We start from the raw sequence: 25,301 nt of genomic DNA, 5'->3' as shown, positions 1-25,301 counted from the left end.
CGGTGCCGCTAGCGTCCCCGCAACAATGGAGGATGCGATGAACACGATTGAAAGCAAACTGGCCGAACTGGGCGTCACCCTGCCCGATATGGGTCATGCCCCCAAGGCGGCGGGTAACTATCTGCCCTATGTGGTCGTCGGCGATATGGTCTATGTCTCTGGCCAGATTTCGCAGGACGACAATGGCCCGGTGAAGGGTGTGCTGGGGGATGATTTTTCGGTGGAAGACGGTGCCAAAGCGGCCAAGCTCTGTGCGATTTCGCTGCTGACCCAAGCCAAGCTTGCCTGCGACGGCGACTTGGAACGGCTGGTGCGGGTGGTCAAGCTGACCGGTTTCGTCAATTCGACCCCGAATTTCACAGATCAGCCCAAAGTGATCAACGGCGCCTCTGATTTCCTTGTTATGGCTTTGGGCGACGCAGGCCGTCATGCCCGCGCTGCGGTCAGCGCTGCCAGCCTGCCGCTGGGTGTTGCGGTCGAAATCGAAGCGATCTTTCAGATCAAATGAGCCTGCCACCAGCGTTTCTGGATCGGCCATTCGCCCATCGCGCCTTGCATGACCGCAAGGCGGGGCGGGTGGAAAACAGCATGGCATCTATCCGGGCGGCCATCGACGCCGGCTATGGGATCGAGATGGACGTGCAGCTGACCAGCGACGGGCATGCTATGGTCTTTCATGATGATCTGCTTGACCGGCTGACCGCCGAAACCGGCCCTGTACGTGCGCGGTCACGGGCAGAGCTCGCTGCGATCACGCTGTCAGGTGACAGCGGCGCAATCCCCGCGCTTGACGATGTGCTGGTACTGGTCGCCGGACAGGTCCCCCTGCTGATCGAAATCAAAGATCAGGACGGCAATATGGGCCCGGATAACGGCCCGCTGGAACAGGCCGTGGCCAACGCACTGCAAGGCTATCAGGGCGATGTCGCCCTCATGTCGTTTAACCCGCATAGTGTCGCCGCCATGGCCGATCTTTCTCCCCACATCCCACGCGGGCTGACCACATCCAGCTATGACCCGCGCTTTTGGCCCGATCTTTCTGCACAGGTCTGCGACAGGCTGCGCGATATTCCTGACTACGCCCGCACCGGGGCCTGTTTCATCAGCCATGAAGCCCCTGATCTGGACCGGCACCGCGTGGCGGAACTGAAACAACACGGCGCTTCGATTCTGTGCTGGACCGTCCGCAGCGCCAAAGCAGAGGCACAGGCGCGCCAGATTGCAGATAACGTGACCTTTGAAGGCTACATGGCTTGACGGCAGCCCCCGCGCGCCCAAGTAATTGCCCATGGATGATACAGCCATTGAAATCGCCGCCCATCCCGACCTGTCGGGCATTGATGCCGCCGACTGGGACGCCTGCGCCTGCCCCGAGGCGGCAGAGGGACGACCTGATGATCCCTTTACCACCCACAGGTTCCTCAAAGCGTTGGAAGACAGCGGATCGGTCGGGCGGGGTTCTGGGTGGCAGCCGCGCTACCTGTCCGCGCTGATCGATGGGCAAATCGCTGCCGTCGCCCCGCTTTACGCCAAAGGGCACAGTCAGGGCGAATATATCTTCGACCACAATTGGGCCCATGCCTATGAAGAGGCAGGCGGGCGGTATTATCCAAAACTCCAGATCGCCGTGCCCTTCACCCCAGCCTCCGGACGGCGGTTCCTGACGCGACCAGGGTATGAGGTCGTGGGCATGTCCGCCCTGATCCAAGGGGCGGTTCAGATTGCGGCAGATAATGAACTTTCCTCCGTGCACGCCACCTTCTGCACCGAAGCAGAGGCGATTGCCGGTGCGGAAATGGGTCTGCTCCACCGGACCGGGCAACAGTTTCACTGGCTGAATGACGGTTATGACAGTTTTGATGATTTCCTTGGTAACCTGTCCAGCCGCAAACGCAAAACGATCCGCAAGGAACGGCAACAGGCCAACGCATTTGGCGGCGAAATTGTCGAACTGACAGGCGATGACATCCGCCCCGCACATTGGGACGCTTTTTGGCAATTCTATCAGGACACCGGAAGCCGGAAATGGGGCACCCCCTACCTGACGCGGCAGTTCTTCGATCACGCACAAGAGACGCTGCGCGATGACATGCTGCTGGTGCTGGCCTATCGGAACGGGCAGCCGGTCGCCGGGGCGCTAAACTTTATCGGGCGTGATACGCTGTTCGGGCGCTACTGGGGATGCATCGAACATCACCCCTGCCTGCATTTCGAACTCTGCTATTATCGGGCCATCGATTTTGCGATCCGCAACGGGCTAAGCAAGGTCGAGGCAGGCGCGCAAGGGGAACATAAACTGGCACGGGGCTATCTGCCGACCACCACCCATTCGCTGCATTGGTTCTCAGACGCAGGTTTCCGCGACGCGGTCGCCCGCTACCTTGACGCAGAACGCAATGCGGTCGATCACGAGATTGAGGTGCTGACCAGCTATGGCCCCTTCCGAAAAACCCATCAGGAGGATCACGAATGACCGACAAACTGACCGAAGCCGAGCGCGCAGAACAAATCGCACCCCTGCTGGCCGCAGGCTGGGCCATGGTTGATGGGCGCGACGCGATCCACAAAACATTCACATTCCGGAACTTCGTCGAGGCTTTTGGGTTTATGACCAAGGCGGCGCTCTGGGCCGAAAAATGGAACCACCATCCTGAATGGTCGAACGTTTACAAAACGGTCGAGGTCACGCTGACCACCCATGACGCCGACGGACTGTCGGCACTGGATGCAAAATTAGGCGCGAAACTGAACGCGCTGGCAGGAGAGTAACAAGTTGGAAGATTTACTGAACACCGAAATCTGGGACGGGCGCACGCTAACTGATCTGCTGACGCTCGAATTTCTGGCCTCCATGTTGGGCAATGTGGTTGCGGCCATTCTGATCCTTGTCATCGGGTCGATCCTTGCGGGCTGGGTCAAAAGACGCCTGATCGGCTTGGGCCAAAAACACGCACATTTGGACATCACCCTATTCAACTTTCTGGGCAATGTGGCGCGATATGTCATCATCGGCTTTGCCTTCCTGTTCGTTCTCAACACTTTCGGGGTGCAAACCACATCTATCATCGCCGTTATCGGTGCCGCAGGTCTGGCCATCGGCCTTGCGCTGCAAGGCACGCTGTCGAATATCGCAGGCGGTGTGATGATCGTCTTTTTCCGCCCGATCAAGATCGGTGATTTCGTCGAGGTCAACGACCAGATGGGGACCGTCAAAGATATCACCCTGAACTATACAGAGGTCGCATCGCTTGGGAATGTTCAGATCATCATCCCCAATTCCGAAGTCTGGGGAAACACGATTGTCAACTATTCAAGCTATCCCCTGCGCCGGGCCGAATGGACCTTTGGCGTTGGTTATGGGGCGAACCTGAAAAAGGCGGAAGAGGTCATTCGGGACACGATCATGGCGGATGAACGGTCAAAATCCGATCCGGAGCCCTTCATTCAGGTCAACAACCTGAACAGCAGCTCGGTTGATTTTCTGGTGCGCGTCTGGTGCGACAGCGCTGATTACTTCCAGTATCAGGCCGACATGAAGCGCAAAGTGAAAGAGGCGCTGGATGCCGCCGGAGTTGACATCCCGTTCCCCACGCGGACCATCGTCAACGCAGCGGAATAGCTGTCAGCGCGATAAAAACGATAGGACGCTCAACAATAGCGCCGGGGCAATCGCGACCGGGTAAAACCGGATCGCAGCCCCGCGCTTCTCCTGCGTGGCAAACAACACATATCCCACAACTGCGACAGCCCACATGCCGGCGATTGTTGTCCTAAGTATAAGACCGTAAAAATAGGGCGGATCGCAAATATCCATGCGCGGCCACAACACCATGGATGCCACCATCATCAGCGCAAAAATGATCCCGCAAACAAATACCGCAATGGCAACCGGGCGCCACGGGATGAAGACCAATAAATATAGAATGCTGGCGACGACGATCGGCGGCCAGAGAGGCGGCACCGCAGCATAGGTGATACCGCATAACACCATATCAAAGCGTTCCGATTTGAGCGTGCGACATCACATATCACCAATTGCGTTTGCGCCATAAGCGAAAGGCAGCGGTTGGTTCATCAGGTGTAAATCGAAACGCACTGGTAACCCTTCACAACAACGCGCCCGCCCTAATGGCCCGGACGGAACAGCAACTGACGCCTGCACCAGCGGGCGGCGTCAGTTGCTTGCAACCGCATGTTCAGCCCATCTGCTCCAGCAGGGTCTCACCCGCCGAGATGTCACATTCGCCGGGGTTTTCTTCAGCGTTCAGGATCTTCACCTCCCCGTTTTCGACCAGCATCGAATAGCGCTTAGAGCGGTTGACGAAACCAACCGGAGGGGCGGAAAAATCCATGCCGATGGCCTTGGTGAAATTACTTTCAGCATCGGCCAGCATCGTGATGCCTTCATCCGACGCGCGGGTCAATTCACCCCATGCCTTCATCACAAAGGGATCATTGACCGACACACAGATGATTTCATCCACGCCCCTGGCTTTGAAATCCTCATGGGTGATCATGAAGCTTGGCACATGGGCTGTGGAACAGGTTCCAGTATACGCGCCCGGCAGCCCAAAGATCACAACCTTACGGTCCTGGGTTTTATCGGCCATGGTCACCTGCTCTGGTCCGCCATCGCCCATGACCAGCAATGTCGCATCAGGTAATTTATCGCCTACCTTTATTGTCATTTGATTTGCCCCTGTTCTCAATTGTGTCTGCTGAGGCTTCACATATAGAGTCCCCCAGAACAAGACCTAGCATAAAAGGTGAATTTGCCATGACACATGTTGTTGTAGTTGGCGGCGGACAGGCTGGTGCCTCCGTTGTTGCGAAATTACGCGCCGAAGGGTTCAGCGGCGATATCACCCTGATTTGCGCCGAAAAAGTCCCCCCCTATCAGCGGCCACCGCTGTCAAAGGCTTATTTACTTGGGGAAATGGCCGAAGAGCGGCTTTATTTGCGCCCTGCCGACTTTTATCAGGAACACAACATTACGCTACGTCTCGATACCCGCGTGGTTGATATTGACAGCGCCGCCCATGCCGTTGTCCTGTCCGGCGAAGAGCGTTTGCACTATGATGAACTGGTCCTGACGGTCGGCGCGTTTCCGCGCACTTTACCCGCTGCGGTTGGGGGAATGCTCGACGGGCTCTACCTTGTGCGCGATCTAGCCGATGCTGATGCGATGGCCCCCGCCTTTCAAAAGGACCGCCGCGTGCTGATCATCGGCGGTGGTTATATCGGGCTGGAGGCCGCAGCCGTGGCGTCTAAACTGGGTTTGAAGGTCACCCTTGTCGAAATGGCCGACCGTATCCTGCAGCGGGTCGCCGCCCCCGAAACCTCGGATTATTTCCGCGCCCTGCACCAGTCGCATGGGGTTGATATCCGCGAAGGTGTCGGGCTGGATCGGCTGCTGGGCGATGACCATGTCACCGGGGCCGTGCTAACTGACGGCAGTATCGTGCAGCTTGATTTCGCCGTGGTTGGCGTAGGGATCACCCCCGCCACGATCCTTGCAGAAAGCGCTGGGGTGGAGGTGGATAACGGGATCACGACAGATGAATATGGCCGCACCTCTGACCCGCACATCTGGGCGGCGGGCGATTGCGCCTCGCTGTTGTACCGGGGCACGCGGCTTCGGTTGGAAAGTGTCGGCAACGCCATTGATCAGGCCGAAACGGTCGCGCTCAATATCATGGGCCGGGAACAGGTCTATACGCCCAAGCCGTGGTTCTGGTCGGATCAATATGACTGCAAGCTCCAGATCGCCGGGCTGAACCATGGCTACACGGATGTTCATATCCGCAAAGGCGACGCAGAGGGCGTGCAGTCTCACTGGTACTACAAAGGGGAAGAGCTGATCGCCGTGGACGCGATGAATGATCCGCGCAACTACATGGTCGGCAAACGACTGATCGAGGCGGGCAAAAGCCCCGCCGCCGCGCTGATCACCGATCCCGCCACCGATATGAAGGCCCTGCTCAAAGCGTGAGGATCATCGGCGGCACCCATCGGGGCACGGCCCTTGCGGCTGTGGGCAAGGGCGATGCGGGCGCGCATCTGCGCCCCACCACCGACCGGGTCCGCGAAAGCCTGTTCAACGTATTGCAGGGCGGGCGTTTCGGCGATCCGATCAATGGTGCCCGCGTGCTCGACCTCTTCGCAGGCACCGGCGCGCTGGGGCTTGAGGCATTATCGCGCGGGGCATCCCATGTCACATTCGCCGATAACGGGCGGGCTGCGCAGAAACTGCTGCGCGCCAATATTGCCAAGCTGCGCAGGCAGGCGGACACCGCGCTGATTGGGGCGGATTGCACGCGACTGCCCCCCGGCAGCCAGTGCGATCTGATCTTCCTTGATCCGCCTTATGGGCAGGGGTTGGGGGGCAAGGCGCTGGCATCCGCACAGGCAGGCGGCTGGGTCTCCCCCGGCGCGCTCATCGTCTGGGAAGAAAGCCAGGCGCAAATCGCACCGCCGGGATTTCAAACACTGGACCAACGCCGCTACGGCGACTCATGGATCACATTACTTGGGGCAGACGCATGACGGTTGAACTGGTCATTTTCGATTGCGACGGGGTGTTGGTGGATAGCGAACCAACCAGCGATCAAATCCTTGCCGCCAACCTGACCCGGCACGGCCTGCCGATTTCACCGCACGAGATACACACGCTGTTCGCAGGCGGCACGATCCATGGCGTCGGGGAAGAGGCCACAAGGCGCGGCGCAAACCTTTCGCCGGACTGGGTGGATACCACTTATGCGGAAATCTTTGCCGAACTGCGCAAGGGCGTGCCGGTTATCCCCGGCGTGATTGATTTGATCCACGCGCTGGACCGGGCGGGGATCAAACGGGCCATCGCCTCTAACGGGCCCATCGCCAAGATGGAAATCAGCCTTAACCCAAGCGGGCTGCTGACGCTGTTTCAGGACCGTATCTATTCAGGCCATGATCATCGCCCGAAACCCGCCCCCGACATGTTGCAACGGATCATGGCGGATATGGGCATCGCGCCGGAGCATACTGTGATGATCGACGACATGCCCGCAGGCTTCAACGCAGCGCGGGCCGCCGGGGTGCGTTGTTTTGGCTATGTGGCGGATGGCGATCCGGCCCGGATTGGTGACACGGGGGCAGAACCGGTGACCAGCATGGCGCAGATCGCGCAAGCGCTACAGCTATAGCAGCGCTGCCGGGGCGACCCACCAATCCATATGTGACACCTGAATGACGCGGGCCACATTGCGTGCGGTGGCCATATCAGGCACCAGCCCGAAACATGTAGCCCCTGACCCGGACATGCCCGCAAAGCCGACAGCAGGCAGTGATGATAGCTGATGCAGCACCTCGGCAATCAGCGGTGCGGTTTCTTGTGCAGGTGCACACAAATCATTCCGCTGAGCGCGCAGCCACGTCACGAAACCATCGTAGTCCAACCCGTCTGGCAGCGGGTCCATCGGTGTGCCATCCTTGCTGTCCAGCGCGTCGAACACATTGCGGGTCGGCACATCCACCGGCGGACGGACCAGCACCAGCGCACAGGCGGGCAAGTCAGGAACCGAAGACAGGACATCCCCAATCCCCGACATGCGGGTGGGGGCAGGTGCGCGCAGGCAAACGGGAACATCCGCCCCAAGCCGCGCCACGGCCGGGTCAGAGGCAGGCAGCGGGGCCACACCCCATAATTCGGCCAGCATGGTCAGGGTCAGCGCCGCGTCCGACGACCCGCTGCCGATCCCGGCTGCATGGGGCAGATGTTTTTCCAACGTCAGCGCCGCGCCCATGGTGACGCCGCGCGCATCGCGCAGGGCCGCAGCCGCGCGCATCATCAGGTTATCGTCATTGGTGGGCACACCCGCCGAAAACGGGCCGCTGACACTGATCCGCAAATCGGGCGCAGGTGTCACCGTCAGATGATCAGCCACATCGGCAAACACGACAAGGCTATCAAGCAAATGATAGCCGTCATCGCGCTGACCGGTGACATGCAAGGTCAGATTGACCTTGGCCGGGGCGTGGCGCTTAATCGTGGCCACTGGCCACATGGATGGGGGTCAACCCCTCATCCCGCAGGACCATATCAAGACCCCGGTCCAGCTTTTCCCGAATGCGTTGCGCGTCATCAGGGGTGGGTCCGAAAGACAGCGCGCGCTGCCATTGGAAATTCGCCTCAATCTCGCGGCCAACGGCCCAGTAGACATCGCCCAGATGGTCATTGATGACGGCATCCAGCGGCTCCAGCGCTGCGGCGCGTTCCAGATGGATCACGGCCTCTTGGTATTGCCCCATTTGGAACAGCACCCAGCCCAGACTATCGACAATCGCACCACTATCGGGGCGCGCCGCCGCTGCGGTCTGGATCATCTGCAAGGCTTCATCCAGCTTTTCGCCGCGTTCGACCAGCGAATACCCAAGATAGTTCAGAACCTGCGGGTGATCGGGCTGCAATTCCAGCGCCGCACGGAAATCCGCCTCGGCGGCAGGCCAGTTGTTGATCAGATGATTGCTGATCCCGCGGGTATAATGCACGAACCATTTCACCGGGCTTGCATCATCATAAAGGGTCAGCGCCTTGCTATAGGCATCTGCGGCCTCAGCATAGCGCCGGATCTGACGCAACGTATCGCCCTTGGTGGCGAACACTTGGGGCAGTTCCGGATGGCTTTGGGCCAGATTGTCCAGCACATCAATCGCCGCTTCTTTCATTCCCGCAGAGCGGAGCATTTCCGCACGGCCAAGCTCTGCCGCGTGATAAGACGGATCCGCAACATCCACCCGCGAAAAGGCTGTATTCGCCAGTTCATACTGGCCCATATCTTCCAGCAGACCCGCCGTCAGCAGGATCGCCGGTGTGTTGTCGGACCAAAGATATGTCGCCGCGCGCGCATAAAGCAGGGTGTAGGCATCCGGTGCCTCACCACGGACAGCGCCCGCGATCACATGGTAAATATCGGCCATGCCTTCGACCGGGGTAGACACAGCGTCATAGGCAACAGCATTGCCCGCCACCAGAGCACTGCGCAGGGCGTGCAGGCTGGGGTCCAACTGGCGACCAAAGACACCATCAACGATGGCAAGCGCGTCGTCATTCCGGCCAAGCTGGCTCAGGATTTGCGCATGTGCGACGGCGCTGCGGCGGCTATACCGCATTCCATTGGTGGAAGAGGCGCCAAACACCGCCTCTGCGGCTTCGAAATCACCAACCGATGCAAGGGCATACGCCTTGTGGGTCAGCCCATAAACTTCCATGCCTTCGCTTGCGATCACATGGTCAAAGCGATCCAGCGCGCGGCGCATGTCACCCTGACCCAAGTGGGCCCAGGCCTGCGCCAGACCATCGACCAGCGGGCCGATGCTGCGGCCTTGCTCAAGCGCAGTAAACACACCATCCCAGTTGCCCGCTTTCACATCAGCAAGGCTCAGCGCCAGATTGGCCATCTGGCTTTGATGTCCCTGACCAATCAACGCCTGCGCGATGGGCAGTGCACGATCCACCTGCCCCAGCGCCATATAAGAGGTCAGCGCGTTTTCCAGCAAATAGCCATTTGTGGGATCAGCCAACAAACCTTTGGTGAAATAACGCGCGCCAGCGGCGAAATCATTGGCGACACCCGCATGACGCGCAGCAAGATATGCACCTGCATCAGGCTCTGCCATTGTCATACTTGCGGGGAAGAGAATACACGCCATCAAAGCGGCGGAAGCGGTACGTCTGAACACTGTCAAATTAACCCTTTGGTCCGGTTTCCATCAGCCTAGTGTGCATCAGCCTCACATGCAAATGCGACATTCTCTGGGCGGCAAATTGTTGCACAGTCAAAAAAACAAGGCTCTGCGGCATCTTCCCGCCGGTCCTGTTTTCGACCGCGCGCCGGACAGATAACAGGACGGTGACCCAATCGCGTAAAAAATTGAAAACATGGTTAAACATGGGGCACGCAGCATCCTGCATCTGCGCCACGGGCATCCCCGCCCGTGGCGACCGGTCTATAGCCCCGCGCGCACATCGGCGAAACTCCACCACATTTGCGGCCAAATTCCGCCAAGACTTGCCACACTGTGCCAAATTGGGAAACATCCATGATCAACAGCACGTCGCAATAAGGAGTCGGCATGTTCCTCGGTATTTCAATGTCAGCAAAAGCCTGGGCTATCACCCTGACCATCGTGGCATTTGCTATGATCCTGCCCTTTGCATTGGCAGGGCAACTGGCCGCAGCAGCCCCGGAACCCGCGCAAGGCGTCATTCGCATTGTCATCGGTTATATCAGCCTGCCGCTGATCCTGTGGACACTGCACGAACGGCACAAGCTGATCAGCAAACCGCTGTCGGTCTTCTTCTATCTCTATAAACACGCCTATCTGGCGGTCGGGCTTGGTGCCGTTGCTATCGCAGTGCTCAGCGGCAGCGGTTTCGAAGGCGGCATGTTGCGCTTTGGCTTGATCGTGACCGGCGTCGCACTGGTGATGCTGTGGAAATCATGGAAGGTGGACCGGCAGCATCAGTATGAGACGGACAAACGGTACTACGGCCCCGAAGAACCGCTGGACCGCAAGACGCTGGCAATCCTGAACGCCGCGCAGTCCCGGAGCGACAAGCCGTCAGACAACGGGCGCATGCTGGACGAACCGATCCGCAGCTAAGTATACTTGAAGGCACTTTGGGGGATATTCATCCCCGCGAAGGGCACAAGAAGACAGGCCAAAAGGCCCGCCAACTCGCCCTGCCAAGACTGCTCTATACGCCTTTTTTATAAGCGCTTTTGGTTGATTCGACCCTAAACCGGGAAGTGATTCGCAGTCAATACGCTGATTCGCGAATCGGCGAAAAGATGAAGATCGGGTTATCCTGTGGCCGCTTGTTCGGCCGTGCCTTAGCTGACTGGCGCATAAACCCGGCACTGCGGGTCCACCGGGGTCGGGCTGACAAGGAACGGCGTTTCCGGCGGCATGCCGCTTTCTTCAAGCCAAACGCCATTCAGGCAGAAATCCTGCGCATAGTTCCCAAGGTTAAATCCAAACCCCGGATTGCCGCAATCATTGGCATCCCCATTGGCGTTCCACGCCTGACTGACCCCAAGGCCCGCATCAGCAGGCGTCAGGAAAGCGTTGCGGCCCGGATCAAAATACAGCACCCAACTGGTGGTGGGCCCGCGGATCGCCATATCCCATTTGCCCAAAAGCGTGCCTTCCTGATACCCGGCAATGCGAAATTCGGTCACATCGCCCTCGGTCACGACAGGTTTATTCAAGGCGCTGGGATTGACCGTCATCTGCCCGGTCATCGTATAGCCGTTCGCCCCCTCCCAGCAGAAATAATAATCCGCCGCCTGCACAGGTGCCGCCATCAGCGCCAATACCGTGCTGCACCATTTAATCATTTTACATTCTCCCGGATCACATGACCCGCAAGATATAGCGATCCGCAGATCAGAACACGCGCATGGGGCGTTTTCTCTGTGATTGCGACAATTGCGTCGCGCACGCTGTCGGCCGTTGTTGCGGTCAACCCGGCCGCTTGCGCTGCGGCGGCTGTTGCTTCTGCGCTCAGCGTCGCGGCTTCGCCGGGGATCGACACAGCGGTCAAACTGCGCGCAATCGCCGCAAGCGGGCGCATATAACCGGCCACATCCTTGGTATTCAGCATCCCGCAGATCAGATGGGTCGGCCGCTCTGGCTGTTCTTGCAGGGTCGCCGCCAGCATCTTGCCCGCCGCCGGGTTGTGGCCCCCATCCAGCCAGAGCTCTGCCGGGAAAGCCAGCTCCACCAACGCCCCTTGTGTCAGCCGTTCCATCCGGGCGGGCCAATAGGCTTGGGTGACAGCCGCCTCACAGGCCGCTTCATCCTTGCCCAGCGCGCGCAGGGCGGCAATGGCCGCCCCCGCATTCATGATCTGATGTGGCCCGGCGAGCTTCGGCAAAGGCAAATCCAGCAACCCGTGGTCATCCTGATAGACCAGCCGCCCACGCTCTGTGCCCACATGCCAGTGCTGACCGTACACCAGCAGCGGGGCACCCATGCGCGCGGCCTGCCGTTCGATCACCTCTAATGCGTCATCATGCTGCGGACCAACGACACATGGCGCGCCGCGCTTGATAATCCCCGCCTTTTCGCCTGCGATTTCTGGCAGGGTCTCGCCCAGATATTGTTGGTGATCCAGATCAACCGGCGTGATGATCGTCAGCGCCGGCTCCGCGACCACATTCGTCGCATCCAGCCTGCCGCCCAACCCCACCTCGAGCAATGTGTAGTCCGCCGGGGTCTCGGCAAAGGCCAACAAGGCCGCCGCAGTCGTGATCTCGAAATAGGTGATCTGCGCGCCGCCATTGGCCTGATAGCAGCGGTCCAGCACAGCACTCAGCGCATCTTCGGTGATCAGCTCACCCGCCTGCCTGATCCGTTCATGAAACCGCGCCAAATGAGGCGAGGTATAGGCATGCACCGTCGCACCGCTCGCCTCCAGCCCGGCCCGGATCATTGCCTGAGTGGAACCTTTGCCATTGGTCCCGGCGATATGGATCACCGGAGGCAAGCGGTCTTGTGGATGATCCAACGCCGCCAGCAACCGCCAGACCCGGTCCAGCACCAGATCCATGACCTTGGGATGCAGGGCCATCATCCTGTTTAGGATGATGTCAGAGCCGCTGGTCACTTTGGCGCGTCCACATCCGCAGGGGCAGCAGGTGCATTTTCGGCGGGAACAGGTTCAGCAGGTGTGACCGGCGCAGGCAAATCACCTTTGACCGGGGCGCTTTGCTGCATCAGCAGGCGCACGATGGTGACAAGCTCATCCTTCAGATCGGTGCGCTTTGTCACCCGGTCCAGCATCCCGTGATCCAGCAGATATTCAGCGCGCTGGAACCCTTCGGGCAGCTTTTCCCCAATCGTCTGTTCGATAACGCGGGCCCCGGCAAAACCGATCAGCGCGTTGGGCTCTGCAATCTGCACGTCGCCCAGCATCGCATAGGATGCGGTCACCCCACCGGTGGTCGGATGGGTCAGCACCACGATATACGGCAGGCCCGCATCTTTCAGCATTTGCACCGCGATCGTCGTACGGGGCATCTGCATCAGACCCAGAATCCCTTCCTGCATCCGGGCACCACCTGCAGCAGAAAACAGGATCAGCGGGCGCTTCAGGGCGACGGCACGCTCGGCGGCCGCAACGATCGCGTTGCCCACATACATGGACATTGACCCGCCCATGAAAGAGAAATCCTGCACCGCAACAACAACAGGCGTGCGCCCCACCTCGCCCTCGGCGACCAGCATGGCGTCTTTTTCACCTGTTTTCTTGCGGGCATCCTTGATCCGGTCGGTATAGCGTTTCTGATCGCGGAAATGCAGCGGATCGGCCACAGGCTCTGGCACGGCGACCTCGACAAAAATGCCGCCGTCAAAAATCGTGCGCAGGCGATCACGGGCCCCGATAGGCATATGATGACCGCAATTCGTGCAGACATTCAGGTTGTCGGACAATTCGCGGTGAAACAGCATGGTGCCGCATTCATCACATTTGGTCCACAGATTGTCCGGCACCTCACGGCGCGAGAAAAGCGAGTTGATCGTGGGGCGGACGTAGTTCGTGATCCAGTTCATGTGCGACCTTCTGCGTTGACACGCCTCAAATATGCCGCGACCGGGCGAATTGCAATCAACGCCTGATCGCCAGCCGCGCCGCCAGCCACATCACCCACACCGCTGTGACATTCACGACAAACGGCATGATCAATTCGGCAGAGCGTAGCGCGTCTATGCTCAGATCATATTGATAGGGGTCGTCAAATGGAAAAAGAAACAAGGCAAGCCCGCTCGTCGGCCAATCCATCATCCCGTAAATCAACAGGGCAAAGGCATTATTGGCCAGATGCAGCCCGACTGCAGCGCCGATATTGCCGGTGCGGGCGGTCAAATCAGCACAAGCCAGTCCCAGCGCCATTGCCCAAAGCGCCCAGAGAATCCCGTCAGCCTCGCCAATCCCGTTAAAATAATGCGCCATGCCGAACATGAACGATGGCAGACCCATCCAGACCAGCCGCGATTCTGACATGCAGGCAAACTGCTGCTGCAAATAACCCCGGAAATACAGCTCTTCGGTACTGACCTGAATCAGCAGCACCACAAAACCAAAGGGCAACAGCACCAGCCAGCGCAACAGATTGCGGGTCTCTGCCAGAGCGGAAAGATCATACCACGGCGGAAATATTTCTTTGGCCAACAGGACCAGCCCGACCATGCACATCACCCGGATCATATTGACCACAGCCGCATCCGCCTGGCCAACCAAGGACCAGAACCCGCGCTCATGCACCCGGCGCAACGTCCAGACAAAAATCGCCGTGATGATCCCGAAACTGGCGAATTGCGCCAATGTGCCAAAGGCTGTGACCCCTTCGATATAGGCTTCTTCGGCGCGTGGCGGCAAAGCCAGCATCATCAGCCAGGGCGTGACGATAAAGGCAATCTCAAAGCAGATGATCATCACGATCAGCCGCCACATCTCTGTCCGCGCCATGGCAGGACGAATGAAATCCGCGTGTGCGGCGTAGGCGGTCGGGCGATCAAACATGCGGGACCCTATGCCGCCCACTGAACCGGCTGCAACCATCAGTTCGACCTTGCGCCAATCCGGCCCACTATTTAGACCCGTTCCGAAAGCTTTCGGGAGACAAACAATGCTCAAGGGCAAGGCCGACAAAACAAATCTACCCAGCCGCCACGTGACCGAGGGGCCATCGCGCGCCCCGCACCGATCCTATTTCTATGCCATGGGGCTGGATGAGGCCGACATCGCACAGCCCTTCGTCGGTGTCGCCACCTGCTGGAACGAGGCAGCACCCTGCAACATTTCGCTGAACCGGCAGGCACAGGCGGTCAAGCTGGGCGTCAAGGCTGCCCACGGCACGCCGCGCGAATTCACCACCATCACCGTGACGGACGGGATCGCCATGGGGCACGAAGGCATGCGGTCATCGCTCGCCTCACGCGAAGCCATCGCCGACACGGTCGAACTGACCATGCGCGGGCATTGCTATGATGCGCTTGTCGGCCTTGCAGGCTGCGACAAATCCCTGCCAGGGATGATGATGGCGATGGTCCGGCTGAACACACCTTCGGTCTTTATCTATGGCGGCTCCATCTTGCCGGGCCGGGCGCCCGCCGGTGCAAACGTGCCCGCAGATTTCGCCACCCGCGACCTGACCGTGCAAGACATGTTCGAGGCCGTGGGCCGCAACCAGAACGGCACACTTTCAGACGAAGCCTTGGCCGTGCTTGAACGGGTCGCCTGCCCCTCTGCCGGCGCCTGCGGTGGCCAGTTCACGGCCAACACCATGGCCTGCGTGTCCGAGGCGATTGGCCTTGCCCTGATGAACTCTTCCGGCGCACCCGCACCCTATGAAAGCCGCGACCAATATAGCGAGGCTTCGGGACAGGCCGTCATGGCGCTGCTTGAAAAGAATATCCGCGCGCGGGACGTTGTGACACGCAAAAGCCTCGAAAACGCGGCGCGGGTTGTAGCCTGCACCGGTGGGTCCACTAATGCGGGGCTGCACCTGCCCGCCATCGCACATGAAGCCGGCATCGATTTCGACCTGTTCGACGTCTGCGAAATCTTCCGCGACACACCTTATTTCGTCGACCTGAAACCCGGCGGCCAATTCGTGGCCAAGGACCTGTTCGAAGCAGGCGGCGTGCCCGTCGTGATGAAAGAACTGGCCAAGGCTGGCCTGCTGCATCTGGACTGCATGACTGCATCCGGCGAAACAATGGGCGAGGCGCTGGACAAGATCAAAGGCGAGGCGGACGGCAAGGTCATCTACCCCATCAGTAACCCGATCACCAAAACCGGCGGCGTTGTGGGGCTGAAGGGCAATGTTTGTCCCGAGGGGGCCATCGTCAAAGTCGCAGGCATGTCCGAAGACGAACAGGTCTTCTCTGGCCCCGCCCGCGTGTTCGAATGCGAAGAAGACGCGTTCGAGGCGGTCAAGGCGCGGCAATATGAAGAAGGCGAAGTCATCGTCATCCGCAACGAAGGGCCCGCAGGCGGCCCCGGCATGCGCGAAATGCTGGCCACCACCGCCGCGCTGTCCGGGCAAGGCATGGGTAAAAAGGTCGCGCTGATCACTGACGGGCGTTTTTCAGGGGCCACACGCGGCTTCTGCGTCGGCCATGTCGGCCCCGAAGCGGCTCATGGCGGCCCGATTGCGCTGCTGGAAAACGGCGATGTGATCACCATCAATGCGATCACCGGCGAATTGTCGGTCGACTTGACCGAAGATGTGCTGACCGAACGCAAGGCGAATTGGGCAGGCCCGCGGGAAACGATCTATGCCTCCGGCGCGCTGTGGAAATACGCCCAGCTTGTGGGCGGCGCACAGCAAGGTGCGGTCACCCATCCCGGCGCGAAGGCGGAAAAACACATCTATATGGATCTCTGACCGGATGATCCGCTGGAAAGGCGCGATGACGGCCGCCAGCCTCTGGGGGTTGACGGCTTGTATGCAGGCAGAACCGGTGCAATCCGTCGCACTGATGGGCGGGGCGGTCACCGCCACCACACCGCCCGGCTATTGCGTGGACACACGGGCCAGCCGCCCCGGCGAAGGCTTTGCGCTGATGGCCCCTTGCGCCACTTTGGGTGTCAACATGCCTGCGCCCAGCGCGCTTGGGGTCACCACGGTGCAGGTCGGCCCGCCCGACAGCCAAACCGTGACGGCCACCGAAGCCAGCTTGCGCGACATGCTGGAAAGCGAAGCCGGGGCCGTCCTGCTCAGCAGTGACGGGCAGCCCGACACTGTCACCGTTCTGGGATCGCAAGCCTTGCGCAACCGGGTCACCGTGCATTTCACCGATGAAGGGCCGCCGCCGCTGCCCGGATTACAACGCGAAGAATGGCGCGCCTTTACCGACATCGACGGGCGACTGGTTACCGTCGCTGTGCGCGGGCTGGCCACCGCCCCCCTGCACGATGGCACCGGGGCATGGTTGCTAAGCCTTGTGGTCCAAGGGCTGACAGCCGCCGCCATAGTGGAAACATAAAGCTGTTATTGCATCCGGGTCATACCATCCCGCCCGTCACGCGCCACGGCGGTTCACGCATCGCTTTTTCAAAGATAGCTTGGATAACACATCGTTTAATAAGGGCACGTCAATGACACCAGTATTTGCACGACCTGCGGCGCTCTGCCTTGCCGCCGCCACATGCGGCACCACGGCAATCGCAAAACCATGGGAAGAGGTCGCCGCTGATGTGGCAGCACGCTCAACCCAGCTGTTACGCGCTGCGCAAGATCGCGGTGCAGAGGATGTAGGCAAAGCCCTGCTTTTTCTGGATAAGGACCGGCACAGATGTGCGATCCTTGGGCGTATGGTCGGCAGAGCAGGTGATATCCAGCATCTGGAAGAAATGCCAATCACCGAACCACGCGACGGGATGACCGCCCAAGAAATCGAACAAATGCAGCTGGACGGTTTCTCGCTTCAGACTTGGGCGCTCGTGGCAGAGCGGCTGATGGCATATTCCCCGGCAGACCGCATACGTGCATGGAACCTCGACTGCGCTGGCGATCAGGGCATTCCAAAAGACGCAGGCTTTTTTGGTGCGACGGCACCTAGCGGCGTGCAAGCGTTATATACCCAGCATGTGCAAGGCTACAGCGGCGCATTCACCGGTGCCGCCGCCGTCAGATGGACCAGCCAGCTCATCGAAATCAATCAAGGCGCGGACCGGCGGATCACAACCATCATCCAAGACGGCTACAGCGCGCCCGGGATCTGGCGGCTTATCTCTGACTGTGAAACAGGCGAAATGGCCCTGTCAGGCATCCCGCCCAGCGCATTTCGGGACACAGGCGCACGTTTGCCCGCCAAAGCCCAGCAGCGCGCGCATGACATCTATTGCGCCGATGCGACAGAAGCGCAGCAAGAACTGCTTTACGAGCCAATCGAAAACGCTGGGGTCTATGCGGATTGGTGGACCGGCATTCCCGAAGATATCCCCACCGGCCCAATCATCGAAATCACCGCCACAGGAAACCAAGACTACGGTGCGGCACATGATACCCAGATCGAAGGGCTGCTGGTGGTGGATTGCGATGGCGGTTCGCACAATTGGATCGGCGTGATTGGACAGGTTGCACAGGACCCGACCGGGTGGAACGTGAACACGAGCACATATCGCGCTGACCCGCCAGCACCGGATCAGGTGCTGCGCAACGCCACGCGGTTATATTGCGACTTTGCGCTATGACCTCAGCGCCGCAGCGTGCGCATGTTCCATTTCCAGCAAGTCTTTGACACATTAGACCGCAAGAGCAGGACAGGATCGCGACACTCATGAAATTGAACCCCAACGAGCTGCTGGGTCGTTTTCTCCATCACCGTGTGCTTGCGCGATGGAAGACCGCTGCGCGCAATGCGGTTCATGCGGACACAAGCAGCCTGCGCATCTGGCGGCAGCAAGCGCGGCAATTGCGGCCCCTGCTGCATGAGGTGACCCATATCGGTGACAACCGGCTTGCCCTGCCCCGGATCGGATCGCAAACCTTTCCCCGCCCACCCGGCACCGATTGGTCGTGGCGACCACGGGCATGGCGGGGCGCGCTCTCCCCGCGGGGCATCACACCAGCGCACAACAAGGCCAAGCTCAGCGACGAACTGACGGTCTTTCATGATTGTCCGCTGAACGAGGTCGCACTGATCCAGCACCGCAACCAGCGTGATGATGATCTGGCCGCCTATGGCGTCGGGCTTGAGGTCTTTAGCTTTCAGGGCAATTTCCTGTCGCTGGTCGTCGACCTGCCGCAGGATGTTTGCAACGGGCTGGAAAAACGGCATTTGATCCGGCTTTCTGCTGTGATTGATCGCGAAAAGCCGATTAAGATACTGGCCCGGCTGAACGTCAAACACGGGCCAAACACCGAACAGGTGCTGCTGACCCTGCCCGATGAGGGGCCCGAGACAGAGGTTGAATTCGATCTCGCCTACAGCCAGCTCAATGAAAAACGGGCCGAGCGGATGTGGCTGGACCTGATGTTTGAAAGCCCGTGGATGAACCGGATCAACCTGCGCGACCTGACGCTCTGCCGCCACCCGCGCGCCGCGCTCTAGGCGAAGAGGAGGCAAACGCCATGACACAGATGACACTGACAGGGACCGGATTGCAGGCAGGCCAATGGGAAGGGGTGCTAACCGGCGCAGGCAGCGAAGCACCCGCGCTACATGTGACGCTTGGCGGCGATGTTTTGGCATCGCCCGAACTGTCGCGCGACGCGGATGCAAACACATGGCGCGTGCGCGTCAATGTCCCGGCTGATCGCATCAGCGACGGGTTGCAAACCTTTGTCATCAGCGACGACGCCGGTCAGCTGCTGGCCAGCTTCAGCCTGATGGTGGGCGAAGCGCTGGCCGAAGATATCCGCGCCGAGATGGACCTGCTGCGGGCAGAGCTGGACCTGCTCAAATCCGCCTTTCGCAGGCATTGCAGCGAAAGCTGAAAAGCAGGGTGGATCAAGATCCACCTTACGGCGCGGTAAGGCTGCAATCCTTAACGACGGCTTCACCTTCGGCCCGCACGGTGCATTCATCCCCTCCACCGCACGGTGGGGTCCGACGTTTTTCCGATGCATGTCCGAAAGCCTTTCAGCCCCCAATTCCCTCTGAAACCCCGGCATTCATAAATGATTCGCAGCGGTTTTAGGGATGTGCCCCCACCACCCCCACCGAACGTTGCGCCATGACGCCGCGTTTGGGGGTGACCTGCGCGTCAAGCTCCGCCACATTCATTTTCAAACGGGAGGCACATCAATGACCGAATATCCGCATCTTCTGGCCCCGCTCGATCTGGGCTTCACCACGCTGAAAAACCGCGTGCTTATGGGCTCTATGCACACCGGCTTGGAAGAAACGAAGGACTGGAATCGCGTCGCTGAATTCTACGCCACCCGTGCGCGCGGCGGTGTTGGGCTGATGGTCACCGGCGGCATGGCGCCCAACCCCGAAGGCGGCGTTTTTCCCGGTGCCGCAGGGCTTTACACCGATGAAGACATCACCAACCACCGCATCGTCACCGACCGCGTACATGACGCCGACGGCAAAATCGCCATGCAAATCCTGCATGCAGGCCGCTACGCCTATAGCCCGAACTGCGTAGCCCCCAGCCCGGTGAAATCGCCGATCTCTCCGTTTCGGCCGCAGGAACTGGACGAGGACGGCATCGAAAAACAGATCAGCGATATCGTCACCGCCGCCACCCGCGCCCGCCAAGCCGGTTATGACGGGGTGGAAGTGATGGGCTCCGAAGGGTATTTCATCAACCAATTCCTTGTGGCCCACACCAACAAGCGGACCGACCGCTGGGGCGGGTCCTATGAAAACAGAATGCGCCTGCCGGTCGAAATCGTGCGCCGGGTGCGCGATGCCGTCGGCCCTGATTTCATTGTGATTTACCGGTTGTCCATGATTGACCTTGTACCCAATGGGTCCACTTGGGACGAAGTCGTCACCCTTGCCAAAGCCATCGAAAACGCTGGTGCGACGATCCTGAATACCGGCATCGGCTGGCACGAGGCGCGCATCCCCACCATTGCCACCTCTGTCCCCCGCCGCGCCTTTACCTGGGTGACCAAAAAACTGATGGGCGCGGTAAATATCCCGATCATCACCTCCAACCGGATTAACATGCCCGATGTGGCTGAAAACGTGCTGGCAGATGGCTGCGCTGATATGGTCAGCATGGCGCGGCCCTTTCTGGCGGACCCCGATTTTGTGGCCAAGGCACAGGCGGGCAAAGCCGATGAAATCGCCCCCTGCATCGCCTGCAATCAAGCCTGCTTAGACCACACATTCAGCGGCAAGATGACCTCTTGTCTGGTCAACCCCCGCGCCTGCCATGAAACCGAACTGGTTATTGAACCTGCTGAAACGTCAAAGAAAATCGCGGTTGTCGGTGCCGGGCCTGCAGGTCTGTCCGCCGCGCTGACAGCTGCGGCGCGCGGCCATGCCGTCACGCTTTTTGACAAGGCAAGCGACATCGGTGGCCAGCTGAACATGGCCAAACAAGTGCCCGGCAAAGAGGAGTTCTGGGGGCTTGTCGACTATTACCGCAACATGGTTGCGAAAGCCGCGATCACGCTCCAGTTGGATACAGTGGCCACGCCAGAGCTGCTTGTGGATTTTGATGAGATCATCATCGCCACCGGCGTGCTGCCCCGCGATCCGGCGATCCCCGGACAAGATGCGGCCAACGTGTTATCCTATATTGATGTTTTGCGTGGCAAGGCGACGGTCGGCCAAAGCGTTGCTGTAATCGGGGCTGGCGGGATCGGCTTTGATGTTGCTGAATTCCTTGTCACCGGGGACAGCCCGACCGAGGATCTGCCTGAATGGCTAGAGGAATGGGGCGTCGGTGATCCGGAAAATGCACGCGGTGGTCTACGCCCCGAAGGGCCGCAACCGGATCCCGCGATCCGCAAGGTAACACTTCTTCAACGAAAATCGGAAAAACTGGGCAAGCGACTGGGTAAAACGACCGGATGGATACATCGCGCCGGGTTGCAGATGAAAAATGTGCAGATGATCGGCGGCGTGAATTACGAAAAGATCGACGCCGATGGGCTACACATCACTAAGGGCGAAGCGCGCGCAGACCCGCAGGTCATCGCTGCCGATACGATCGTTCTCTGCGCAGGTCAGCTGCCGGAACGCAGCCTTGCCGATACGCTGATCGCCGCAGGGCGGAACGTGCATATCATCGGCGGTGCTGATGTCGCGGCAGAGCTGGACGCGAAACGGGCGATTGATCAGGGCACAAGGCTCGCAGCCGGTCTATAAAAAAATATCACTTAAAATCAGATAGTTGACAAAACCGGCTGTTTCCCGCTTATCACCAAAAGGTGCCGATACCCCGGTATTGTCAGGCATTCGTCCCATTCCTGCCTGAATTTGATCGCACCAAAGAGGCGCTGATAATGGTATTGAGGGATGTCAATGGATCGTCTGACAGAGATGGAGGCCTTCGCCACGGTTGTGGATCAGGGTGGCTTTACCGACGCCGCCAAAAAGATGGGGATTTCCAAATCTGCCGTGTCCAAACATGTGTCCTCGCTTGAGGCCAGGCTGGGCGCGCGCCTGCTGAACCGGACCACTCGCCGGGTCAGCCCGACCGAAATCGGGCTTGCCTATTACGACCGCGCACGCCGTGTGCTGAATGATGCAGGCGAAGCCGATGCGCTGGTCACATCGATGCAATCCGCGCCCTCTGGTCTGCTGCGGATCAGCGTCGCAACTGATTTCGGGGTGAACCACCTGTCACCCGTTCTGGGTGAATTCCTGTCAGAATTCCCCGATGTCACCGTAAATATGGTGCTGAACAACCGCTATGTCGAACTGATCTCGGAAGGGTTCGACATGGCCGTGCGCATCGGAGAGCTGGAAGACAGCACCCTGCGCGCCCGCAAGCTGACCGAGACGACGAAGCGAATGATCGCAAGCCCCGCTTACTTTGAGCAGTACGGTCGACCTGAAAAGATCGACGATCTTAACGAGCATAAATTGTTGCACTATTCTAATCAGGCAAACTCTGCCGTGTGGAAACTGACCGCGCCTTCGGGCGAAAAGCGTCAGGTCCGCACTGCTGGCTGGCTGACCGTCAATGACGGTCAGTCGCTGCTGAATGCCTGCGTCGGCGGGCTGGGCATCGCTTATCTGCCCAGCTTTCTTTACGCCGATGCAATGCGCAAAGGCCTGATCGAAGAAGCGATCCCCGATCTTCCACAGGAAACCCAAGGTATCTACGCCGTCTATCCGCCCGGCCGTTTCACCCAGCCCAAGGTGCGCGCCTTTATCGACTTCCTCGTGCAGGCTTTTGCCGCCAAAGGACCCGATAGCTGGTAGCAAAGACACAGTTTTCCCAAGGTGCTAGGACCACCTCAACTTTGGCGCGACTTTTCGAAGTCGCGCCTTTTTTTACAGGCCTTATTAAAGGAATAGAAATTTACCCCGCGTATCCCAGTGCAAGAAAGCAGGGAACCGGGATGCAAACCCTACTAAACCTTCTTCGTCCACGTACCATCTTGGGCTTTGTCCTACGGTTCTGCCTGTTCGTTGGGCTGATTGTGGTTGCCAACCTCTTGTTTGCCTTGTCTTACGACGGGGCGCTGACGCGCAGCTTGCAGTATTATGTTGTGCATGCCTTTTTCGTGGGCGGACCCTTCGTCGCGTTTATTCATTTCATCACTATGTCGCAGTTAAAGCTGCTACGAACGCTGTCACGCCTGTCGCGCACGGACGGGCTGACCAAGCTTTATAACCGCCGCACGTTCTTCGAAATCGCAGAACGCAGACTCCAACAGACGGGCGGGGTACTGCTACTGGTCGACGCGGATCGGTTCAAACAGGTCAATGACACTTATGGGCACAAAGCGGGCGATGCATGTCTGAAATCAATCGCCTATATGCTGAAACGCAACATGCGGGCGCAGGATGTCGTCGCACGTGTCGGGGGTGAAGAATTTGCCATATTCCTCAGCGGCGCCAACCTGGCCGAGGCGCGGGTGATCGGGCAGCGCCTGACAGCGCCAATTCCCTATCGCGCCAGCGCCCAGCACCCCCATCTGACCGTCACCCTATCTGTCGGGGCCGTCGTGGCAGACGGGTCAGAACCGTTAGACAGATGGCTGCATTATGCCGATCAGGCGCTTTATCACGCCAAGGCGACAGGGCGCGCCCGCATGGTCCGGTGGGAAGATATCATGCCAGCTAACACGGAAGATGAGACACCGGCGATACGGGCGGGCTGAGCGTCACTCTGCGGTGGAGGTGATGACGACCTCCACCCTGCGGTTCGCCTCGCGCCCTTCTGCGGTCAGATTGCTGGCGACGGGTGACAGGTACCCCATGCCTTCGGCCTCTAACTGGCGGCGGCTGGCGCCGTAGTCGCTCACCAACCGCTCCAAAACGGACCCTGCGCGCCGTCGGGACAAGGCAACATTCGTTTCCAAATCACCGGCGGAATCGGTATGCCCCACAAGGGCGACAGTCCGTTCCGGAAATTCCAGCAGATAATCCGCCAGCGCCTGAAGTGAGGGAAAGGGTTGATCGCCCAGCTGCGCGGATCCAGTTTCAAAGGTCAGGTCTGGCAGAACAGCATGGCCAAACGCGTTCATCTGTTGAGCCAAATCCTCTGGCGTTTCAGCCTCAGCCGCGCGCAGCGGCGGGGCGGTTGTCGTGACCAGCGGTGGCGCTTCCGCCTGCACGGGGCCCACATGGGTCACCTGCACAAAGCCCGCCTGCGCCGTGCGGCTGACGAAAAGGCTGATATATTCCGGGCCATCCGCCCCGATCCGCCGCGCGGCAAGAAAGCGAAAATCACCCAGATTGATCTGCATTTCCGGCGGGGACAGCGTCTGTGTCCCAAAACGGAAATCAAAACCGCCGCAGGCTTCGGTCTGGCATTCAAAGATGATGCGGTAGCGATCATTGCGCAGTTGCTCGCGCAGGGGCCGCAGTAATTGCAGCGTGGTCAGCTGCTGGGCCCGAATGCGCCATGCTTGTTGGGTCAATGCGCCTTCGACAACCTCGGTCGGCATTTCGCCCCGGTCCCAGATCCCCATCGGCATGACATAACTGTCAAGCGGGCTGGTCACCTCAGCCTGAAGCGTTGCGTTACTGGGGAATTCCAGCGTCTGCGCCGCGAGCCCCCCCGCCAGGACAGAAAGACAGATCGCCAGACGGATCATCGTGCTTGCGTGTGGTAATCTTCGTTGGGCCGCATATCGGTGGCGGATGCCATGCGGTTGCTCATATTGTAGAACCCGGTCACAGCGGCGATGTCCCAGATATCCCGGTCAGAAAACCCGACCTGGCGCAGCGCTTCGCGATCCTCTTCGCCAATTTTGGCACTGGCGACCGTCACCTGTTCCGCGAATTCCAGCATCGCCTTTTGCCGTGCGTCCAGCGGGGCAACCCGCCAGTTCATCACCAGCATTTCACCCAATTGCGCATCACCGGAAAGCTGCCGCACCGCCGCGCCGTGGGCGGTCAGGCAATAGTAGCATTTATTGATCGCAGAAACTGTGACCGCGATCATTTCCCGTTCCAGTTTGGACAGCCCGCTATCGGCCAACATCACGTCATTATAAAGCGCAGTAAAGGCGTTCAGCTTGTCGATATCAAAAGCATAGGACCGCAACACATTCGGGACCATTCCCAGTTTTTCCTGACAGATATCAAAATATTTCTGCGTCGCCTCGGGCAGCGGATCAACCATGGGCAGGTCAAGTGCGGTCGGCTGGTCGGTCAAT

Annotated in this window: 27 protein-coding genes; 18 read left to right on the top strand and 9 right to left on the bottom strand. The window is 59.5% G+C overall.

Going from position 1 to position 25,301, the window contains the following annotated elements; all coding sequences use genetic code 11:
* The first annotated feature begins 37 nt into the window (after positions 1-37).
* From ACJ5NV_RS10845 to ACJ5NV_RS10820, 6 genes are all read left to right on the top strand, one after another.
* Positions 38-508, top strand: a complete 471-nt coding sequence (locus ACJ5NV_RS10845; RefSeq protein ID WP_411643701.1) for a RidA family protein — start codon at positions 38-40, stop codon at positions 506-508.
* A complete protein-coding gene (locus ACJ5NV_RS10840) occupies positions 505-1,257 on the top strand; it encodes a glycerophosphodiester phosphodiesterase family protein (protein ID WP_411643700.1) in 753 nt (250 codons plus the stop codon). The genes ACJ5NV_RS10845 and ACJ5NV_RS10840 overlap by 4 nt, the downstream gene beginning before the upstream one ends.
* 31 nt (positions 1,258-1,288) lie before the next feature.
* Entirely contained in the window at positions 1,289-2,473 is a 1,185-nt protein-coding gene (locus ACJ5NV_RS10835; RefSeq protein WP_411643699.1) for a GNAT family N-acetyltransferase, read from the top strand.
* Positions 2,470-2,769 (top strand): 4a-hydroxytetrahydrobiopterin dehydratase, encoded by a 300-nt coding sequence (locus ACJ5NV_RS10830; protein ID WP_411643698.1) that lies wholly within the window; start codon positions 2,470-2,472, stop codon positions 2,767-2,769. The genes ACJ5NV_RS10835 and ACJ5NV_RS10830 overlap by 4 nt, the downstream gene beginning before the upstream one ends.
* Positions 2,770-2,773: 4 nt before the next feature.
* Positions 2,774-3,619: a mechanosensitive ion channel family protein gene (locus tag ACJ5NV_RS10825; protein ID WP_411643697.1), complete on the top strand. Its 846-nt coding sequence runs from the start codon at positions 2,774-2,776 to the stop codon at positions 3,617-3,619.
* A 211-nt stretch (positions 3,620-3,830) separates the two neighbouring features.
* Positions 3,831-3,971, top strand: coding sequence for a hypothetical protein (locus tag ACJ5NV_RS10820; RefSeq protein WP_411643696.1), 141 nt, complete (start codon positions 3,831-3,833; stop codon positions 3,969-3,971).
* A 225-nt stretch (positions 3,972-4,196) separates the two neighbouring features.
* Here the strand turns inward: ACJ5NV_RS10820 and ACJ5NV_RS10815 are convergent, their stop codons facing one another.
* Positions 4,197-4,688 (bottom strand): peroxiredoxin, encoded by a 492-nt coding sequence (locus tag ACJ5NV_RS10815; protein WP_411643695.1) that lies wholly within the window; start codon positions 4,686-4,688, stop codon positions 4,197-4,199.
* Positions 4,689-4,777: 89 nt separating this feature from the next.
* Here ACJ5NV_RS10815 and ACJ5NV_RS10810 point away from each other — a divergent pair, with 89 nt between their 5' ends.
* Genes ACJ5NV_RS10810 through ACJ5NV_RS10800 form a run of 3 tightly spaced genes read left to right on the top strand, consistent with a single transcriptional unit; the run spans position 4,778 to position 7,184 of the window.
* Entirely contained in the window at positions 4,778-5,992 is a 1,215-nt protein-coding gene (locus ACJ5NV_RS10810; RefSeq protein ID WP_411643694.1) for an NAD(P)/FAD-dependent oxidoreductase, read from the top strand.
* The gene (gene rsmD, locus ACJ5NV_RS10805) at positions 5,989-6,546 is read left to right on the top strand and encodes a 16S rRNA (guanine(966)-N(2))-methyltransferase RsmD (RefSeq protein WP_411643693.1); all 558 of its coding nucleotides are present in this window, start codon (positions 5,989-5,991) and stop codon (positions 6,544-6,546) included. The genes ACJ5NV_RS10810 and rsmD overlap by 4 nt, the downstream gene beginning before the upstream one ends.
* Complete coding sequence (locus ACJ5NV_RS10800) at positions 6,543-7,184, top strand: HAD family hydrolase (protein ID WP_411643692.1); 642 nt, start codon at positions 6,543-6,545, stop codon at positions 7,182-7,184. Before rsmD ends, ACJ5NV_RS10800 begins: the two co-directional genes overlap by 4 nt.
* Here the strand turns inward: ACJ5NV_RS10800 and ACJ5NV_RS10795 are convergent.
* Complete coding sequence (locus tag ACJ5NV_RS10795; RefSeq protein ID WP_411643691.1) at positions 7,179-8,036, bottom strand: 4-(cytidine 5'-diphospho)-2-C-methyl-D-erythritol kinase; 858 nt, start codon at positions 8,034-8,036, stop codon at positions 7,179-7,181. The two genes, ACJ5NV_RS10800 and ACJ5NV_RS10795, sit on opposite strands and share 6 nt — an antisense overlap.
* Positions 8,023-9,657 carry a tetratricopeptide repeat protein gene (locus tag ACJ5NV_RS10790; RefSeq protein WP_411643690.1) on the bottom strand — a complete coding sequence of 545 codons (1,635 nt, stop codon included), beginning with the start codon at positions 9,655-9,657 and terminating at the stop codon, positions 8,023-8,025. Before ACJ5NV_RS10790 ends, ACJ5NV_RS10795 begins: the two co-directional genes overlap by 14 nt.
* A 456-nt stretch (positions 9,658-10,113) precedes the next feature.
* On the opposite strand from ACJ5NV_RS10790, the gene ACJ5NV_RS10785 reads away from it, so the two are divergent.
* A complete protein-coding gene (locus ACJ5NV_RS10785; RefSeq protein WP_411643689.1) occupies positions 10,114-10,644 on the top strand; it encodes a hypothetical protein in 531 nt (176 codons plus the stop codon).
* Between the two features lie 230 nt (positions 10,645-10,874).
* On the opposite strand, the gene ACJ5NV_RS10780 is transcribed toward ACJ5NV_RS10785, so the two are convergent.
* Genes ACJ5NV_RS10780 through ACJ5NV_RS10765 form a run of 4 tightly spaced genes read right to left on the bottom strand, consistent with a single transcriptional unit; the run spans position 10,875 to position 14,569 of the window.
* On the bottom strand, positions 10,875-11,381 hold the full coding sequence (locus tag ACJ5NV_RS10780; protein ID WP_411643688.1) for a hypothetical protein: 507 nt from the start codon (positions 11,379-11,381) through the stop codon (positions 10,875-10,877).
* Positions 11,378-12,619 (bottom strand): bifunctional folylpolyglutamate synthase/dihydrofolate synthase, encoded by a 1,242-nt coding sequence (locus ACJ5NV_RS10775; RefSeq protein ID WP_411643844.1) that lies wholly within the window; start codon positions 12,617-12,619, stop codon positions 11,378-11,380. Before ACJ5NV_RS10775 ends, ACJ5NV_RS10780 begins: the two co-directional genes overlap by 4 nt.
* A gap of 29 nt (positions 12,620-12,648) precedes the next feature.
* Positions 12,649-13,599, bottom strand: a complete 951-nt coding sequence (gene accD / locus ACJ5NV_RS10770) for an acetyl-CoA carboxylase, carboxyltransferase subunit beta (RefSeq protein WP_411643687.1) — start codon at positions 13,597-13,599, stop codon at positions 12,649-12,651.
* A gap of 55 nt (positions 13,600-13,654) precedes the next feature.
* Positions 13,655-14,569 (bottom strand): CPBP family intramembrane glutamic endopeptidase, encoded by a 915-nt coding sequence (locus ACJ5NV_RS10765; protein WP_411643686.1) that lies wholly within the window; start codon positions 14,567-14,569, stop codon positions 13,655-13,657.
* A gap of 106 nt (positions 14,570-14,675) precedes the next feature.
* Here ACJ5NV_RS10765 and ilvD point away from each other — a divergent pair, with 106 nt between their 5' ends.
* From ilvD to ACJ5NV_RS10725, 8 genes are all read left to right on the top strand, one after another.
* Complete coding sequence (gene ilvD, locus ACJ5NV_RS10760) at positions 14,676-16,439, top strand: dihydroxy-acid dehydratase (RefSeq protein ID WP_411643685.1); 1,764 nt, start codon at positions 14,676-14,678, stop codon at positions 16,437-16,439.
* A gap of 4 nt (positions 16,440-16,443) precedes the next feature.
* The gene (locus ACJ5NV_RS10755) at positions 16,444-17,040 is read left to right on the top strand and encodes a dihydroxy-acid dehydratase (RefSeq protein ID WP_411643684.1); all 597 of its coding nucleotides are present in this window, start codon (positions 16,444-16,446) and stop codon (positions 17,038-17,040) included.
* A gap of 112 nt (positions 17,041-17,152) precedes the next feature.
* Entirely contained in the window at positions 17,153-18,250 is a 1,098-nt protein-coding gene (locus ACJ5NV_RS10750; RefSeq protein ID WP_411643683.1) for a hypothetical protein, read from the top strand.
* A gap of 86 nt (positions 18,251-18,336) precedes the next feature.
* Positions 18,337-19,110 carry a DUF6478 family protein gene (locus ACJ5NV_RS10745; RefSeq protein ID WP_411643682.1) on the top strand — a complete coding sequence of 258 codons (774 nt, stop codon included), beginning with the start codon at positions 18,337-18,339 and terminating at the stop codon, positions 19,108-19,110.
* A gap of 20 nt (positions 19,111-19,130) precedes the next feature.
* A complete protein-coding gene (locus ACJ5NV_RS10740) occupies positions 19,131-19,496 on the top strand; it encodes a hypothetical protein (protein WP_411643681.1) in 366 nt (121 codons plus the stop codon).
* 310 nt (positions 19,497-19,806) lie between these two features.
* On the top strand, positions 19,807-21,831 hold the full coding sequence (locus ACJ5NV_RS10735; RefSeq protein ID WP_411643680.1) for an FAD-dependent oxidoreductase: 2,025 nt from the start codon (positions 19,807-19,809) through the stop codon (positions 21,829-21,831).
* Positions 21,832-21,987: 156 nt separating this feature from the next.
* Positions 21,988-22,893 (top strand): LysR family transcriptional regulator, encoded by a 906-nt coding sequence (locus ACJ5NV_RS10730; protein WP_411643679.1) that lies wholly within the window; start codon positions 21,988-21,990, stop codon positions 22,891-22,893.
* Positions 22,894-23,033: 140 nt separating this feature from the next.
* A complete protein-coding gene (locus ACJ5NV_RS10725) occupies positions 23,034-23,798 on the top strand; it encodes a GGDEF domain-containing protein (protein WP_411643678.1) in 765 nt (254 codons plus the stop codon).
* Positions 23,799-23,801: 3 nt separating this feature from the next.
* On the opposite strand, the gene ACJ5NV_RS10720 is transcribed toward ACJ5NV_RS10725, so the two are convergent.
* Positions 23,802-24,737 (bottom strand): OmpA family protein, encoded by a 936-nt coding sequence (locus ACJ5NV_RS10720; RefSeq protein ID WP_411643677.1) that lies wholly within the window; start codon positions 24,735-24,737, stop codon positions 23,802-23,804.
* On the bottom strand, positions 24,734-25,300 hold the full coding sequence (locus tag ACJ5NV_RS10715) for a peroxidase-related enzyme (protein WP_411643676.1): 567 nt from the start codon (positions 25,298-25,300) through the stop codon (positions 24,734-24,736). The genes ACJ5NV_RS10720 and ACJ5NV_RS10715 overlap by 4 nt, the downstream gene beginning before the upstream one ends.
* Position 25,301 lies beyond the last annotated feature (1 nt).

Origin of the sequence: Loktanella agnita (genome assembly GCF_046640325.1) — a bacterium.
Classification (GTDB): Bacteria; Pseudomonadota; Alphaproteobacteria; order Rhodobacterales; family Rhodobacteraceae; genus Yoonia; species Yoonia agnita.
This window is presented reverse-complemented; position numbering and strand designations above follow the sequence as displayed.

Bases quoted from the DNA above. Each gene is read 5' to 3' on its own strand.
- ACJ5NV_RS10735 (WP_411643680.1), top strand. From the start codon at position 19,807: ATGACCGAATATCCGCATCTTCTGGCCCCGCTCGATCTGGGCTTCACC.
- ACJ5NV_RS10775 (WP_411643844.1), bottom strand. From the start codon at position 12,619: ATGATGGCCCTGCATCCCAAGGTCATGGATCTGGTGCTGGACCGGGTC.
- ACJ5NV_RS10835 (WP_411643699.1), top strand. From the start codon at position 1,289: ATGGATGATACAGCCATTGAAATCGCCGCCCATCCCGACCTGTCGGGC.
- ACJ5NV_RS10820 (WP_411643696.1), top strand. From the start codon at position 3,831: ATGGATGCCACCATCATCAGCGCAAAAATGATCCCGCAAACAAATACC.
- ACJ5NV_RS10780 (WP_411643688.1), bottom strand. From the start codon at position 11,381: ATGATTAAATGGTGCAGCACGGTATTGGCGCTGATGGCGGCACCTGTG.
- ilvD (WP_411643685.1), top strand. From the start codon at position 14,676: ATGCTCAAGGGCAAGGCCGACAAAACAAATCTACCCAGCCGCCACGTG.
- ACJ5NV_RS10790 (WP_411643690.1), bottom strand. From the start codon at position 9,657: ATGGCAGAGCCTGATGCAGGTGCATATCTTGCTGCGCGTCATGCGGGT.
- ACJ5NV_RS10840 (WP_411643700.1), top strand. From the start codon at position 505: ATGAGCCTGCCACCAGCGTTTCTGGATCGGCCATTCGCCCATCGCGCC.
- ACJ5NV_RS10740 (WP_411643681.1), top strand. From the start codon at position 19,131: ATGACACAGATGACACTGACAGGGACCGGATTGCAGGCAGGCCAATGG.
- ACJ5NV_RS10755 (WP_411643684.1), top strand. From the start codon at position 16,444: ATGATCCGCTGGAAAGGCGCGATGACGGCCGCCAGCCTCTGGGGGTTG.
- ACJ5NV_RS10750 (WP_411643683.1), top strand. From the start codon at position 17,153: ATGACACCAGTATTTGCACGACCTGCGGCGCTCTGCCTTGCCGCCGCC.
- ACJ5NV_RS10720 (WP_411643677.1), bottom strand. From the start codon at position 24,737: ATGATCCGTCTGGCGATCTGTCTTTCTGTCCTGGCGGGGGGGCTCGCG.
- ACJ5NV_RS10725 (WP_411643678.1), top strand. From the start codon at position 23,034: ATGCAAACCCTACTAAACCTTCTTCGTCCACGTACCATCTTGGGCTTT.
- ACJ5NV_RS10785 (WP_411643689.1), top strand. From the start codon at position 10,114: ATGTTCCTCGGTATTTCAATGTCAGCAAAAGCCTGGGCTATCACCCTG.
- ACJ5NV_RS10765 (WP_411643686.1), bottom strand. From the start codon at position 14,569: ATGTTTGATCGCCCGACCGCCTACGCCGCACACGCGGATTTCATTCGT.
- ACJ5NV_RS10745 (WP_411643682.1), top strand. From the start codon at position 18,337: ATGAAATTGAACCCCAACGAGCTGCTGGGTCGTTTTCTCCATCACCGT.
- ACJ5NV_RS10830 (WP_411643698.1), top strand. From the start codon at position 2,470: ATGACCGACAAACTGACCGAAGCCGAGCGCGCAGAACAAATCGCACCC.
- ACJ5NV_RS10810 (WP_411643694.1), top strand. From the start codon at position 4,778: ATGACACATGTTGTTGTAGTTGGCGGCGGACAGGCTGGTGCCTCCGTT.
- ACJ5NV_RS10730 (WP_411643679.1), top strand. From the start codon at position 21,988: ATGGATCGTCTGACAGAGATGGAGGCCTTCGCCACGGTTGTGGATCAG.
- ACJ5NV_RS10845 (WP_411643701.1), top strand. From the start codon at position 38: ATGAACACGATTGAAAGCAAACTGGCCGAACTGGGCGTCACCCTGCCC.
- accD (WP_411643687.1), bottom strand. From the start codon at position 13,599: ATGAACTGGATCACGAACTACGTCCGCCCCACGATCAACTCGCTTTTC.
- ACJ5NV_RS10800 (WP_411643692.1), top strand. From the start codon at position 6,543: ATGACGGTTGAACTGGTCATTTTCGATTGCGACGGGGTGTTGGTGGAT.
- ACJ5NV_RS10815 (WP_411643695.1), bottom strand. From the start codon at position 4,688: ATGACAATAAAGGTAGGCGATAAATTACCTGATGCGACATTGCTGGTC.